The 13,587-nt window shown below is 63.7% G+C and carries 15 protein-coding genes; 2 read left to right on the top strand and 13 right to left on the bottom strand.

Annotation, left to right across the window (positions count from 1 at the left end; genetic code table 11):
• Positions 1-83: 83 nt before the first annotated feature.
• The 6 genes from NKH30_RS25165 to NKH30_RS25140 all read right to left on the bottom strand — a co-directional run bounded on the left by NKH30_RS25165 (position 84) and on the right by NKH30_RS25140 (position 4,587).
• On the bottom strand, positions 84-863 hold the full coding sequence (locus NKH30_RS25165) for a succinate dehydrogenase iron-sulfur subunit (RefSeq protein WP_292663232.1): 780 nt from the start codon (positions 861-863) through the stop codon (positions 84-86).
• A complete protein-coding gene (locus NKH30_RS25160; RefSeq protein WP_352470790.1) occupies positions 863-1,303 on the bottom strand; it encodes a DUF3052 family protein in 441 nt (146 codons plus the stop codon). Before NKH30_RS25160 ends, NKH30_RS25165 begins: the two co-directional genes overlap by 1 nt.
• Position 1,304: 1 nt before the next feature.
• Complete coding sequence (gene sdhA / locus NKH30_RS25155; RefSeq protein WP_352470791.1) at positions 1,305-3,143, bottom strand: succinate dehydrogenase flavoprotein subunit; 1,839 nt, start codon at positions 3,141-3,143, stop codon at positions 1,305-1,307.
• Positions 3,144-3,147: 4 nt separating this feature from the next.
• Positions 3,148-3,543 (bottom strand): succinate dehydrogenase, hydrophobic membrane anchor protein, encoded by a 396-nt coding sequence (gene sdhD, locus NKH30_RS25150; protein WP_023679767.1) that lies wholly within the window; start codon positions 3,541-3,543, stop codon positions 3,148-3,150.
• A gap of 1 nt (position 3,544) precedes the next feature.
• Positions 3,545-3,964, bottom strand: a complete 420-nt coding sequence (sdhC, locus tag NKH30_RS25145; protein WP_352770237.1) for a succinate dehydrogenase, cytochrome b556 subunit — start codon at positions 3,962-3,964, stop codon at positions 3,545-3,547.
• 242 nt (positions 3,965-4,206) lie between these two features.
• A complete protein-coding gene (locus NKH30_RS25140; protein ID WP_352770239.1) occupies positions 4,207-4,587 on the bottom strand; it encodes a hypothetical protein in 381 nt (126 codons plus the stop codon).
• A gap of 251 nt (positions 4,588-4,838) precedes the next feature.
• Between NKH30_RS25140 and NKH30_RS25135 the strand changes: the two genes are divergently transcribed.
• On the top strand, positions 4,839-5,198 hold the full coding sequence (locus tag NKH30_RS25135; RefSeq protein WP_352450158.1) for a hypothetical protein: 360 nt from the start codon (positions 4,839-4,841) through the stop codon (positions 5,196-5,198).
• On the opposite strand, the gene NKH30_RS25130 is transcribed toward NKH30_RS25135, so the two are convergent.
• Together NKH30_RS25130 and NKH30_RS25125 are read right to left on the bottom strand one after the other, a co-directional pair.
• On the bottom strand, positions 5,182-6,402 hold the full coding sequence (locus tag NKH30_RS25130; RefSeq protein ID WP_352470793.1) for a GGDEF domain-containing protein: 1,221 nt from the start codon (positions 6,400-6,402) through the stop codon (positions 5,182-5,184). The two genes, NKH30_RS25135 and NKH30_RS25130, sit on opposite strands and share 17 nt — an antisense overlap.
• A gap of 75 nt (positions 6,403-6,477) precedes the next feature.
• Entirely contained in the window at positions 6,478-7,674 is a 1,197-nt protein-coding gene (locus NKH30_RS25125; RefSeq protein ID WP_352770244.1) for a GGDEF domain-containing protein, read from the bottom strand.
• A 160-nt stretch (positions 7,675-7,834) separates the two neighbouring features.
• Here NKH30_RS25125 and NKH30_RS25120 point away from each other — a divergent pair, with 160 nt between their 5' ends.
• Positions 7,835-8,146, top strand: coding sequence for a hypothetical protein (locus NKH30_RS25120; RefSeq protein WP_023679773.1), 312 nt, complete (start codon positions 7,835-7,837; stop codon positions 8,144-8,146).
• Positions 8,147-8,204: 58 nt separating this feature from the next.
• Here the strand turns inward: NKH30_RS25120 and leuC are convergent, their stop codons facing one another.
• The 5 genes from leuC to rplS all read right to left on the bottom strand — a co-directional run bounded on the left by leuC (position 8,205) and on the right by rplS (position 13,233).
• Positions 8,205-9,614 carry a 3-isopropylmalate dehydratase large subunit gene (gene leuC / locus NKH30_RS25115; protein ID WP_352770247.1) on the bottom strand — a complete coding sequence of 470 codons (1,410 nt, stop codon included), beginning with the start codon at positions 9,612-9,614 and terminating at the stop codon, positions 8,205-8,207.
• A gap of 249 nt (positions 9,615-9,863) precedes the next feature.
• Complete coding sequence (locus NKH30_RS25110; RefSeq protein WP_352770250.1) at positions 9,864-10,499, bottom strand: class I SAM-dependent DNA methyltransferase; 636 nt, start codon at positions 10,497-10,499, stop codon at positions 9,864-9,866.
• Positions 10,500-10,551: 52 nt separating this feature from the next.
• Complete coding sequence (locus NKH30_RS25105; protein WP_352770253.1) at positions 10,552-11,367, bottom strand: amino acid ABC transporter permease; 816 nt, start codon at positions 11,365-11,367, stop codon at positions 10,552-10,554.
• A gap of 266 nt (positions 11,368-11,633) precedes the next feature.
• The gene (locus NKH30_RS25100) at positions 11,634-12,431 is read right to left on the bottom strand and encodes a transporter substrate-binding domain-containing protein (RefSeq protein ID WP_031212709.1); all 798 of its coding nucleotides are present in this window, start codon (positions 12,429-12,431) and stop codon (positions 11,634-11,636) included.
• A gap of 262 nt (positions 12,432-12,693) precedes the next feature.
• Entirely contained in the window at positions 12,694-13,233 is a 540-nt protein-coding gene (gene rplS / locus NKH30_RS25095) for a 50S ribosomal protein L19 (protein ID WP_254817835.1), read from the bottom strand.
• Positions 13,234-13,587 lie beyond the last annotated feature (354 nt).

Raw genomic sequence — 13,587 nt, 5'->3', positions numbered from 1 at the left:
AGGGGGGAGATGTCCGGCAGGACAGAGGGGGGCGCGAAGGATCGCTGCGGACGAGACGATCTCGGCTGCAACCCGCCCGCCGCCTAAACCCGTCGCTCCACCATCATCTTCTTGATCTCGGCGATCGCCTTGGCCGGGTTGAGCCCCTTGGGGCAAGTCTGGGCGCAGTTCATGATGGTGTGGCAGCGATAGAGCCGGAACGGGTCTTCGAGATTGTCGAGCCGCTCGCCCGTCGCCTCGTCCCTGGAATCGATCAGCCAGCGATAGGCCTGCAGCAGCGTCGCCGGGCCGAGATAGCGCTCGCCGTTCCACCAGTAGCTCGGGCAGGAGGTCGAGCAGCAGGCGCACAATATGCACTCGTAGAGCCCGTCGAGCTTTTCGCGGTCCTCATGGCTCTGCAGCCATTCCTTGGCCGGCTCGGGCGACACCGTCTTCAGCCACGGCTCGATCGAGGCGTGCTGGGCGTAGAAATTGGTGAGGTCGGGCACCAGGTCCTTGACCACGGCCATGTGCGGTAGCGGATAGACCTTGATCGCGCCGGAAATGTCGTCGCAGCCCTTGGTGCAGGCCAGCGTGTTCGACCCGTCGATGTTCATGGCGCACGAGCCGCAAATGCCTTCGCGGCAGGAGCGGCGCAGCGTCAGCGTCGGATCGATCTTGTTCTTGATCCAGAGCAGCGCGTCGAGCACCATCGGCCCGCAATCGTCCATGTCGACGAAATACGTATCCATGCGCGGGTTCTCGTCATCGTCCGGCGACCAGCGGTAGATGCGATATTCGCGCAGGTTGGTCGCGCCCTCCGGCTTCGGCCAAGTTTTTCCGGCCATGATCTTCGAGTTTTTCGGAAGCGTGAGTTCGACCATTACCTCAGGTCCTTTCGGATGACGAGCTTCAGCCCGGACCAGATCTCGTTCACGGCGGCGACCTTGACGTCGACAAGGTCGAGCTTCAGCGCCTCTGTGCGGATAACGTCCTCGGTGACGTCGGTCGGCACTTTCGATGCCTTCTTCGGCCATGACACCCAGACCATGCCGTCCCGCTTGATTGCCGCTTCGACGTCGCCAAGACGGTCCTCGATCTCGACACGCTGCCGGGTGAAAGCATGTACGGCATCGTATTTCTCATGAACGCCCGAAATCGCCGACCAGTTGGCCAGCCGATCGAGCTCGGCAAAATCCACGGCTTCGGCCAAATCCTCGAGTTCGGCCGGCAAGGCGACGAAAGCGGCAATCATCCCGTCCTTCAGGCCGAGCTTGGCCGGAAGGGGCGTGCCGGAATATCCCGCAACCGCCAGCAGCCTCATCTCAATACACCCTGGCCTTCGGCGCGATCTTGGCCGGGTTGATGCCGCCGTCTGCTTCCTTGAGCAGCGTTTCGGTGTGCACCGGCCGGTAGGTGAGCGCCACCTCGCCGGCCTCGTTGAGCCGGGCCAGCGTATGCTTGCGCCAGTTGGCGTCGTCGCGGGCCGAAAAGTCCTCCCGCGCGTGCGCGCCGCGGCTTTCCTTGCGCGCCTCGGCGCCGTAGACGGTGGTGATGGCGTTGGCCATCAGGTTTTCCAGCTCCAGCGTCTCGACCAGGTCGGAGTTCCAGATCATCGAGCGGTCGAACACCTTGACGTCGCCGAGTTCACCCCAGATCTGCGAAATGCGCCTGCAGCCGCTTTCCAGCGATTCCTGGGTGCGGAACACCGCCGCGTCCTCCTGCATCGCCTTCTGCATCTTTTCGCGCAAAACCGCTGTCGGCGTCGAGCCGTTGGCGTGACGCAGCCGGTCGAAGCGGTCCATTATCTTTTCGACGGCGGTCTCGTTGGGCGAAGGGATCGCCGATGTGCGGTCGATCACCTGGCCGGCCCGGATTGCCGCCGCGCGGCCGAACACCACCAGGTCGATCAGCGAGTTCGAACCAAGCCGGTTGGCGCCGTGCACCGAGGCGCAGCCGGCTTCGCCGACCGCCATCAGCCCGGGCGACACCTGGTCCGGATTCGACGCCGTCGGGTTCAGCACCTCGCCCCAGTAATTGGTCGGCACGCCGCCCATATTGTAGTGGACCGTCGGCAGCACCGGGATCGGCTCCTTGGTCAGGTCCACGCCGGCAAAGATCTTTGCCGATTCCGAAATACCCGGAAGCCTCTCGTGCAGAACGGCCGGGTCGAGATGGTCGAGATGCAGGAAAATGTGATCCTTCTTCGGGCCGACGCCGCGGCCCTCGCGGATTTCCAGCGTCATGCAGCGCGAGACCACGTCGCGCGAAGCCAGATCCTTGGCCGACGGCGCGTAGCGTTCCATGAAGCGCTCGCCCTCGGAATTGACGAGATAGCCGCCCTCGCCGCGCGCGCCCTCGGTGATCAGGCAGCCGGCGCCGTAGATGCCGGTCGGGTGGAACTGCACGAACTCCATGTCCTGCAGCGCCAGGCCTGCGCGTGCGGCCATGCCGCCGCCATCGCCGGTGCAGGTATGCGCCGAGGTGGCCGAGAAATAGGCGCGGCCATAGCCGCCGGTCGCCAGCACCACCATCTTGGCCGAAAAACGGTGGATGGTGCCGTCGTCGAGGTTCCAGGCGACGACGCCGGTGCAGGTGCCGTCCGGCTCCATGATCAGGTCGAGCGCGAAATACTCGATGAAGAACTGCGCATTGTGCTTCAGCGACTGGCCGTAGAGCGTGTGCAGCATGGCGTGGCCGGTGCGGTCGGCGGCCGCACAGGTGCGCTGCACCGGCGGCCCCTCGCCGAAATTCATCATCATGCCGCCGAACGGCCGCTGGTAGATTTTCCCGTCCTCGGTGCGGCTGAAGGGAACGCCGTAGTGCTCGAGCTCGTAGACCGCCGCCGGCGCTTCGCGCACCATGTATTCTTGAGCGTCGGTGTCGCCCAGCCAATCTGAGCCTTTGACGGTGTCGAAGAGATGCCACTGCCAGTTGTCGGGACCCATATTGGCGAGCGAGGCGGCGATGCCGCCCTGCGCCGCAACCGTATGCGAGCGCGTCGGGAACACTTTGGTGATGCAGGCGGTGCGCAGGCCCTGCTCGGCCATGCCGAGCGCGGCGCGCAGGCCGGCGCCGCCAGCGCCGACGACCACGACGTCGAATTTGTGATCGACATAGCTATAGGCGGAAGCCGTGTTGGCGTTCTTCGCGTCCTTGGCCAAAAAATCAGCCTCCAAATGCCAGTTTAAGCAGGGCGAAGACCGAAGCGACGCCGACGACTACGGGAAAGAATGTGTTGAGGGCGAGCAGCGCCAGCCTGGTGCCTTCGCCATGCACATAGTCTTCGATGATCGCCTGCATGCCGAGCCGCATGTGGTAGAGCACCGACAACAGCACCAGCGCCAGCACCAGTGCAACGAACGGATTGGCAAGTGCGGCGCGCACCTCGAGATAGCTGGCGCCGTTGAGTGCGATCAGGAAGCCGACGAAGAACAGGACCAGCGGGATGTTGGAGATCGCCGTCAGCCGCTGGCGCCAGAAATGGCCGGTGCCCTCGCGGGCGGAACCGAGGCCACGGACCTTGGCCAGCGGCGTGCGCATGTCGGGGTTCTTGCCGTTCATGTCAGGCTCCCCGCGCCATGTAGCCGGCGATCCAGATCAGCAGCGTCAGCGCGACCGAGCCGGCAAGCGTCGCCCAGGCGATCCTCGATGCCGTATGCTTTTCCAGCCCTGCCCCAGTGTCCCAGATAAGATGGCGCACACCGCCCAGCATGTGGTGCATCAGCGCCCAGCTGTAGCCGAACAGCACCAGCCGTCCCAGCCACGAGCCGAAGGCCCAGTTGACGGCGTTGAAGGTCGCCTCCGAGCTCGCCGCCGCCATCAGCCACAGCGCGACCAGCAGCGTGCCGAAATAGAGCGCCCCGCCGGTGATGCGGTGGACGATCGACATCGTCATGGTGATCGGCGGCCGATAGACGGTCAGATGCGGCGAAAGCGGCCGTTCACGCCTGGCAAATTCGCGGGTGGCTGGTGATTTGCTCATGGCTCCCCCAGTTCGGCGTCTCTGGAGCCTCAGGTGGGAATGCGGCATTACCGCTTCCGGTTGCGACTTCGGACAGCCGGTTTCTAATGCTCTTTTTGCACCGCGTCAAAGCCGGAAAACCGTTTCGAAAACGTAATTTAGTCTGATGAAAGCGAGGCTTTCAGCTTCAATCGATTAGGGCTGTCGCCTTGCGCCGGCACAATGTCGCCGCACTGCAAAATATGGCTGGCGCAAGGGGCGGATCAGCGCTTGCAGGCCAGCGGTGGTGCACCGCCCTTCATCACCAGCGCCTCACGCCCATCGATCACGATTGCGTCATGCGCCTCGCCGTAACGGCTGGTCTGATTGGCCGGTGACGCCGGCAGCTCGGCGCTGGCGCCGTTCTGGCCGACGACGCGCACCGACGTGCCGAGATTCTCGATGGTCATCACGCTACCGTCGGCGCAGTTGTAAGTAGCTGTGCGCGGCTGCGGTGCCGTCGGTTCACTAGCGGCGGGAGCAAGCGACACGGAAGCGGCGGCCGTGTTGCCGAGCTTGGGCGCGCTGGTCTGCGGCGCGCAGGCGGCTGCAGCCAGCAGCGGCGGAATGGCCAGCGCCATCCGAAACGTGCGGCGTAATCTCATGCTGCTTTCCCCGCGCATCGAGCCCGCCGCGATGCTCCGGCAAGCCACCGGATTTCATGCTTTTTGAGTCGCGCCCGATGCTGGGGATGGTGGGAACAAGGCATGGCCGAATGATGGCCGGTGGGCGATCGGGTATTAACCATATTTTCCGAGACCTCGCCCGTGCTGCGGTTGCCCTCTTAACAAAGGTTAATAAAAGGTTAACTTCTGATTCGAGGAGGCTTGCCTCTCAGCAACTGGAGCAGCACGCCATGCATTCGAATTCAGCAGGATCGCGCCTTCCCTGGTTCCTATTGGCGGCGCTCGCCGTCGGCGTCGTCGCACCGGCATTCGCCGGGACGCGCCATCATGACCGCGTCTATGCCGATTCCTTCGGCAATCTCGTCATCGACAGCGCCGCCGGCTACAAGCGTATCCTCGTTGGCGAGGGCAAGCTGGCCAAGGAATTGTCCGACTACACCAGCGCCGGCCAGCCCGACGTGATCTACGAAAACGAATCGGACGATGTCCGCGGCGGCGACTGCTATAGGCCGCCGGTTTTCGTCAAGGGCCGCAGCTATATGTACGGCCTCTCCGACGGCGAAATGCCGGAGCTCAGCCCCTGCCGCTGACGGCCACGCCGCCCTTGGTTGACGGCGCCGGCAGGGCAACAGCCGGCCCCACCGAGACACGCACGCAATCGCGACCGCTGCCCTTCGCCTGATAGAGCGCTTTGTCGGCGCGCCGCAACAGGTCGGAAAAGCTTTCGCCCGGACCAAGCTCGGCAACGCCGAAGCTGGCGCTGCAGCGGTGATCCGCGGGCAGGCAGTCGATCGGCGTGGCACCGAAGGCGCTCCGCGTACCCTCGGCAAAGAGCCGGGCGGCGGCTAGATTGGTCCCCGGCAGGAAAATCGCGAATTCCTCGCCGCCGATGCGGCCGGCGACATGATGGTCGGCCGCGGCATCGCGGAGAAAACCGGCAAAGGTCTCGATGACCCGATCGCCCGACGCGTGGCCGTAAGTATCGTTGATGCGCTTGAAATGGTCGAGATCGGCAATGACCAGTGCCGCTGGAACGGCGCGCCGCATGGCGTCACGCAGTGCGATCTCGGCATGGCGCTCGAAGCCCCCACGGTTGAGCAGCCGCGAAAGCGTGTCGGTTTCCGATTTCGACGTCGCCTCGGCGAGCACGTCGCGGACCAGGATAGCCAATGTCACCAGCGCAAGCGCCAGGCCGAACACGGTGCCGACCGACTGCGACACCAACGCATAGCTGGTCTGCGCATAAGATTGCGGGTTGGCGCCCCAGCCACCAAGCGCATGGGCGATGAAGGGTTTGCTGGCGAACTGCAAGGTGCTGGCCGCAAGGACAGCCATCAGCATATAGTCGAGCCGCTCGCGTCTTTGCCTGGACGACAAGACGATCGCCAGCCCGGTGAACTGCATGGCCGCATAGGGAAGCTGGTAGGCCGCCATTCGCACGAACGATTGGCGTGGCAGGTCCTGCACGAAGTAGACCGCGAGGGTGGCGAAGACCAGGAAGAACAGCATCGGCGGCCAAGGCGGCGAAACGCGGTATTTATGGGCAAGCCCGCCATTGAAGGCGACGGTAGCGCCAAGGAAGGCGGCAAAGGCGGCGACAACCACGGGGCGCGCATTGTCGAAGGCAGGAATGCTGAACTCGATCGCGAAATAAGCCGTGCCGAGCACATAGCCGAACGCCAGCCAGCGTGCCGACACCCGGCCGGCGTCATAGACCGCGATCGTCATGAAGGCCGCCGCCAGCAGCCCGGCAACGAACAGGTTGATCAGCAGGATGAAATTAGCGCTGCCCATGGCGTTTTGGCACTCCCCCGAACAGCAAATCACCAACGCGCGAAAAAGACGTTAATTCGAAGCCGTCGCTGACGCTCAGCCAGCACTGGTCCTATTGGGAAGGACGACCGTCTCAGGCCGCTGATAGGACAGGCATACGCTGTCGCGGCCACTCCTTTTGGCTCTGTAGAGCGCTTCGTCGGCGCGGCGCATCAGCGGGTCCAGCCCTTCGTCGCTGGCGCGGGCGGCCACGCCGAAGCTGGCGGTCACTCTTGTCTCGGGCGGAAGCCCGTCGATTCTGTCCGCCGAATAGAGCGTGCGAATGGTTTCGGCAAACAGTCTTGCCGCGCCAAGGTCGCTGAGCGGCAAAAGCACGGCGAACTCTTCGCCGCCGATGCGGCCGGCAACGCCGCGCGTACCTGCAGCCGACAGAAGCTTGGCGGCGAAATCGGCGATGACGCGATCGCCGGCCGCGTGGCCATGTTGATCGTTGAGCGCCTTGAAATGATCGAGATCGGACAGCACCAGAGCAACCGGCAATTGCGCCGTGGCACAGTGCTGCAGGACAAGCATGGCGCGCTCCTCGAAGCCGCGGCGGTTGAGCAGGCCCGACAGCGGGTCTGTCAGGGTTTCGGTCTTCAGGGCCTTCATCACATCGAGCGCGGCGGCGCCGAACAGGCAAAGCGCAATAAGCAGCGACAGCAATGCATGCGACAGCAGAGCCGTCGTCCAGTAGGACGAGGAGTAAAGCCCTTCATAGCTGGTGAACGGCCCATGCGCGATGACGACGGCAAGCGTCCGCCCCAGGAAGTTCAGGCCGGAAAGCAGCGACAGCACGAACAGGATCATTTCTGTCGGGCCGTTGTTGCGCACCACGCGCAACTCGGCGGCGACAACCAGGCTGATGCCGCCGAAGCTGAAATTGATGGCAAGGATGCGCCAGGTGAGATCCGGCCGGGCAAAAAGAAACCACGAGAACGCGGCCAGGCCGCCGCAGGCCAGAATGCCGACCGCCGGGTAAGGCACGCGCCGCCCATAGCGCGCAATGACCGCGCCGGCAAGACAGCAGGTGGCGAAGGTGAAGCACAGGATCGAGATGAGCTTGGTCGGTGCCATGCCGACCGGCAGCGTGAAATACTGGAGCAGGAAGCCTGCGGCCGAGGCCGAGTAGCCCGCCGCCAGCACAGCCAGATAGGGACGGTGGCGCTGATAGAACCACAGCACGAGAAATGCCGCGCCGAGTGTGAGGGCGATGCCTGGATTGAGCAGCGCTATGAGCAGGCCGGTGTCCAAGCGCTGTAATTTCCCCTCGCTTCCCTTGGAGGACCTTAGAGCGGAAGCCCAAACAAGCGGTTAAGCGAAAGCGAATATACGACAGGTGCGTCGACAAAGCCGCTGGGCGGAACCGCGAACGGCGAGCGGCGTTTCACGACGGCAACCAGGAGACGCTCCGATGGCCGACACGATCATGCTGACCGATCACGATGCAATTCGCTCATGGGCCGCGGCACGCGCCGGCTTTCCGGCGATCGTCGACGTGTCGCCCGAAGCCGGAACGCAGCCCATGCTGAGGCTGGTCTTCGGCCAGCATGCCTACCAGGACCAGGATGAGGCCGAACGCCCGGTCAATGCCGGCGGCTACGAACTGGTCGAATGGGACGAATGGTTCAAACTCTTCGACGAGCGCCAACTGGCGCTGGTCGTCGCAAAGGACCAACCCGGCCGCCGTGAGGGATTCCACGAATTCGTCAGGCGGCCCGACTGAAGAATGCCCGAACCGCATTGCGGCTCGGGCTCCTCATATCCGACTGCGCGCGCCTGCCCTATTTCCACTCGCGGATGTCGACGAAATGGCCGGCGATCGCCGCCGCCGCGGCCATTGCCGGCGACACCAGATGCGTCCGGCCCTTGAAGCCTTGGCGCCCCTCGAAATTGCGATTCGAGGTCGAGGCGCAGCGTTCATGCGGCTTCAGCCGGTCGTCGTTCATGGCAAGGCACATCGAGCAGCCCGGCTCACGCCAGTCAAAGCCGGCGGCGACAAAGATCTTGTCGAGGCCTTCGGCCTCTGCCTGTTCCTTGACCAGGCCGGAGCCCGGCACGATCATCGCACTGACCCGCGGATTGACTTGTCTGCCCTCGATCACCTTGGCGGCGGCGCGCAGATCCTCGATGCGGCCATTGGTGCAGGAGCCGATGAAGACGCGATCGAGTTCGATATCGGTGATCTTGGTGCCCGGCTTCAGGCCCATATAGTCGAGTGCGCGCTGCTTGGAGGTGCGCTTGTTCTCATCAGTGATGTCGTCCGGGTTCGGCACGATGCCTTGCACCGAGACCACGTCCTCGGGCGAGGAGCCCCAGGAGACGATCGGCGGCAGCTTTGCCGCGTCGAGCACGACCACCTTATCGAAATGCGCGCCTTCGTCGGACTGCAGCGTCTTCCAGTAGGCGAGCGCGGCGTCCCAGGCTTCGTCCTTGGGGGCGCGCGGCTTGTCCTTGACATAGGCGAAGGTGGTCTCGTCGGGCGCGATCAGGCCGGCGCGCGCGCCGGCTTCGATCGACATGTTGCAGATCGTCATGCGGCCTTCCATCGACAGCGCACGGATTGCCTCGCCGGCATATTCGATGACATAGCCGGTGCCGCCGGCCGTGCCTATCTCGCCGATGATGGCAAGGATGATGTCCTTGGCGGTGACGCCTTCCGGCAGTGCGCCGTCGACGCGCACCAGCATGTTCTTGGCCTTGCGCTGGATCAGCGTCTGCGTCGCCAGCACATGCTCGACTTCCGAGGTGCCGATGCCATGCGCCAGCGCCCCGAACGCGCCATGCGTCGAGGTGTGGCTGTCGCCGCAGACGATGGTCATGCCGGGCAGCGTAAAGCCTTGCTCGGGACCGATGATGTGGACGATGCCCTGGCGGATATCCTTCTCGGAATAATATTCGATACCGAAATCCTTGGCGTTCTTGGCCAGCGCCTCGACCTGGATGCGGCTTTCCTCGTTCTTGATGCCGAACTTGCGCTCGGGCGAGGTCGACACATTGTGGTCGACCACGGCCAGCGTCTTTTCCGGATGCCGAACCTTGCGGCCGGTCATGCGCAGGCCTTCGAAAGCCTGCGGGCTGGTGACTTCGTGGACCAGATGGCGGTCGATATAGAGCAGGCAGGTGCCGTCGTCCTGGCGGTCGACGACATGGTCGTCGAAAATCTTGTCGTAGAGGGTGCGCGGTGCGCTCATGTGCGTAAATCCGTCGATTTAAAAAGGGAAAAGGACGCCGGTCGGCCCGGCGAAGCAGCCTGGCGAGTCTGCCCTAGCGAAGTCGGCTGGTCAGAGCGCCGGAAACGCGCGCGGAAAATCGCGACGGCAGGCGTTTCCTGTCCTGCAGCACGAAACCTTTATAGGCCGGATCGCCAAAAAGCTCTTCCATGGCGCTGCTCATATCAATGTTTTGGCTTTTCAGCAATCGCGTCTGCCTTCGCAGGCGCTTCACAGCACCTTGAACACGAAGGTCTTCACCAGCGCGTCGGGCTCGGCGATTGCATAGCAGCGGAACCACGGGCTCTCCTCGACCGGCCGCCATTTTTTCGCCTGCTCCAGTTCGCCAAACACGGCCTTGAACCCGCCGTTTTCAAACACCTGGTCGCGGACCGTGAAGATGGCGTGGCCGCCCGTCCTGGTGATGCGTATCAGTTCATGCAGGCCCGACGCCGGTGCGTGGCTGATGGTGAACACGCCGGTCGAGAAAAAGGCGCGGAAATACCCGTCCGCCCAAGGCAATGGCCCGCCGAGCATCGCCTGTTTCAGCTCGCTGTAGGCCTGCCGGCTGCCGGCGATTTTCAGCATGTCCTGCGACAGGTCGAGCCCGGCAATATCGTGGTAGCCAAGTGCCTTGAGCGACGGCCCCGACAGGCCGGTGCCGCAACCGGCGTCGAGCAGCGGCCCTTCGCCCGGCGGCACATGGCGCGCCACCCAGGCGGTGATCAGGAACGGCAGGAGATAGCCGAGCGCCGCGGTTTCGCCGTCATAGGTCGCGGCCCATTGCGCATAGGCCTTGGCGAGCGTCTCGGGCGTGTCGGCCGTATAGACCGCTTCCAGCGCCGCATTGGCCTTGTCGATGATCATGGGTCCTCCCCGGTCGCGTCCGCTCGATGGTAGCGCCGTTTTCGCCTGCCTTCTATTCCCCATGCTGGTGGCGGAGCCGCTTCTCCAGCGCCCGCAAGGCCAACGACAGGCCAACGGTCAGGATGAGATAGATATAGGCGACGATCGAATAGGTTTCGAAGAAGCGGAACGAGCCGGCGGCGTAGATCTTGCCCATCTGGGTGATGTCGGCGACGCCCAGCACCGAGACCAGCGAGGAATCCTTGACCATGGCGACGAAATCATTGCCGAGCGGCGGCAGGATGGTGCGGATCGCCTGCGGAAAGATGACCAGCCGGAAGCGCTGGGTGCGCGTCAGCCCGAGCGCCTTGGCCGCCTCGATCTGCCCCTTCTCGACCGCCTGGATACCGGCGCGGAACACCTCCGAGATGAAGGCGGAATAGCCGATGGTCAGCGCCATGACGGCGCGCCAAAGCAACGACACGTCGCGTACCAGCAGCTCACCGACGAGGCCGGCGCTTTGCAGCGGCGCCGTCAGCGCGTTCCATGCCGCGACGAAGGCCGGCGCCCCGGCAAAGGCGATCCAGAACAACAGCACCAGCATCGGCACGCCGCGGATGATCTCGACGTAGAAGCGGCCGATCTGGCTGAGCCAGCGTGAGCCCGACAGACCCATCAGCGCGACGCCGAGCCCGATCGCGCAAGCCAGCGCGAAGGCGACCACCGTGACGAAGATGGTGACGCCGATGCCCTTGGCGACGGTTGCGAAGACCTGGGCATAGAGGTCGCTGGCAGCGATGAAGATGGCGGCGGCCAAGGCGATCGCCACGGCCACGGCAAGCCACCACGGGAAGTCGGATTTGGCTGAGGCGAGAGGCGCCGACGGCATCAAGCGGTACCGATAACAGAGTCACGAAGGCAGCGTTCTGTCACACCCCCCTCTGGCCTGCCGGCCATCTCCCCCTCAAGGGGGGAGATCGGCAGCTTTGACCTCGCGGCCCGTTCTGCAACACTGAAAATTGGCGAAAGCCGATGCGAAATCCGATCTCCCCCCTTGAGGGGGAGATGTCCGGCAGGACAGAGGGGGGTGTACGAGCGCAGAGTCAGCGCGAGTTCCCGCGCACAATCGTCATGAAATGCGCGCAACAAGCGGGCCTACTGCCCCATCTTGTAATCAAGGAACCACTTCTTGTTGAGCGCGTCGAGCGTACCGTCGGCCTTGAGCGCGGCGATTGCCGCGTTGACCGGCTTCACCAGGTCGGAGCCCTTGGGGAAGATGAAGCCGAAATCCTCGGTGCCGAGTGGGCCGCCGATCAGCTTAAGGCCGCCATTGGACGCATCGACATAGCCCTTGCCGGCAGTGCCGTCGGTGAGCACGACGTCGACGTCGCCGGCCTTCAGCGCCTGCACCGTCGCGCCGAATGTCTCGAACAGCTTGATGCGCGGGTTCTGCTCGTTGCCGTCGAGCACGCTGTAGACGGCGGTGTAGAAGGGCGTGGTGCCGGCCTGCGCGCCGATCAGCCCGTCCTTGAAGGCGGCGAACGTCTTTGCATCGGTGAAGCGCTTCTCGTCGCCGCGCACCAGCATGAACTGTTCCGAGCGCATATACGGATCGGAGAAATCGACCTTCTGCTTGCGGTCGTCCTTGATGGTGATGCCGGTCATGCCGATGTTGTACTGATTGTCGGAAACCGCCTGGATCATCGCGTCCCAGGAGGTATTCTGGTACTCGACCTTGAAATTCAGCCGTTTGGCGATCTCGTTCATCGCGTCATATTCCCAACCGATCTGCTTGCCGGTCTTGGCATCGATGAACTGCAGCGGCGGATAGGCGTTTTCGGTCACCACCACCACTTTCTTGCCGCCGAGGTCGGGCAGCGCCTGCGCCAGAGCCGCGACAGGCACGAGAAGGCAAGCCAGCAGGCCGGCCAGCAGCAGTTTCGAATTGATCATGACGATGCTCCCCAGGAACTGAACCGCCTCGATCGGCCGAGGCATGCAGGAAATCCGGCGCCGACTTTAGCTTTCCGCCGGCGCCTTGCAAGCCGCTCCGATGCGGCGTTCGGCACGAAAATGGATTTCAATGCTTTCAACGGCGGCATTACGGAACGATCCGTATCGATTGCGGCCGATGCAGCCCGGCAAAATAGAATCCGCCTCGCGAAACAAAAAGGCGGCCGAAGCCGCCTTTCCGAAAATACGTTCTTGAAGAGCCTTATTCGGCGGCAGCTGCTTCCGCGGCCTTGGCGGCCTCGTCGGCGGCCTTCTTCTCGGCGGCGTCCTGCGCGGCCTTCTCGGCGGCCAGCGCCTGGGCGGCGGCCACTTTCTCGGCCTCGATGCGCGCCTTCTCGGCGTTCAGCGCATCGCGCTCTTCGTCGTTCAGCTTGCGGGCGCGCACGCCGGTGTTTTCCGAAATGCGGGCCGATTTGCCGCGACGGTCACGCAAATAGTACAGCTTGGCGCGACGCACCTTGCCGCGGCGCACGATCTCGACGCCTTCGACCATCGGTGAATAGACCGGGAACACCCGCTCCACGCCTTCGCCGTAGGAGATCTTGCGGACGGTGAAGTTTTCCTGGAAGCCGGCGCCGGCGCGGGCGATGACGACGCCCTCATAGGCCTGGACGCGGGTGCGGGTGCCTTCGGTCACACGGACCTGGACGCGCACGGTATCGCCGGGCTGGAATTCGGGGAGCTTGCGCTTGGCTTCGATCTTGGCGGCCTGCTCGGCCTCGAGCTGACGGAGGATGTCCATCTCAATAATCCACTTCTTGTTCTTCCGACAGTCAGAGCGTCCGACACTCGCCTTGCAGTCGCATCGACCGCTCGGCTATGCCCTTCGTTCGAGAACGTCTGTTCGAGAACATCGGGCAGGGGCGACTACACCGTCATTGTTGACGGGCCAGAAGATCGCTCTTGGCATATTTTCTTCCGGTTCGGCGCGCACATACAGCTATTTCGGCGCTTTGTCACGTCTTCGCTGTTTCTTTTTTGGCGCTGTTTCTTTTTGGCTGAGGCCGCTGTGGCAATCCCGTGATCGCTTGTGGTCCAGGGGGTTGCGCCCGCGCGTCAAGCTTCCTAAGCCGGAAGATAAGCATTTTCCTCCAGC

The organism is Mesorhizobium sp. M1273 (assembly GCF_040318195.1).
Classification (GTDB): Bacteria; Pseudomonadota; Alphaproteobacteria; order Rhizobiales; family Rhizobiaceae; genus Mesorhizobium.
This window is presented reverse-complemented; position numbering and strand designations above follow the sequence as displayed.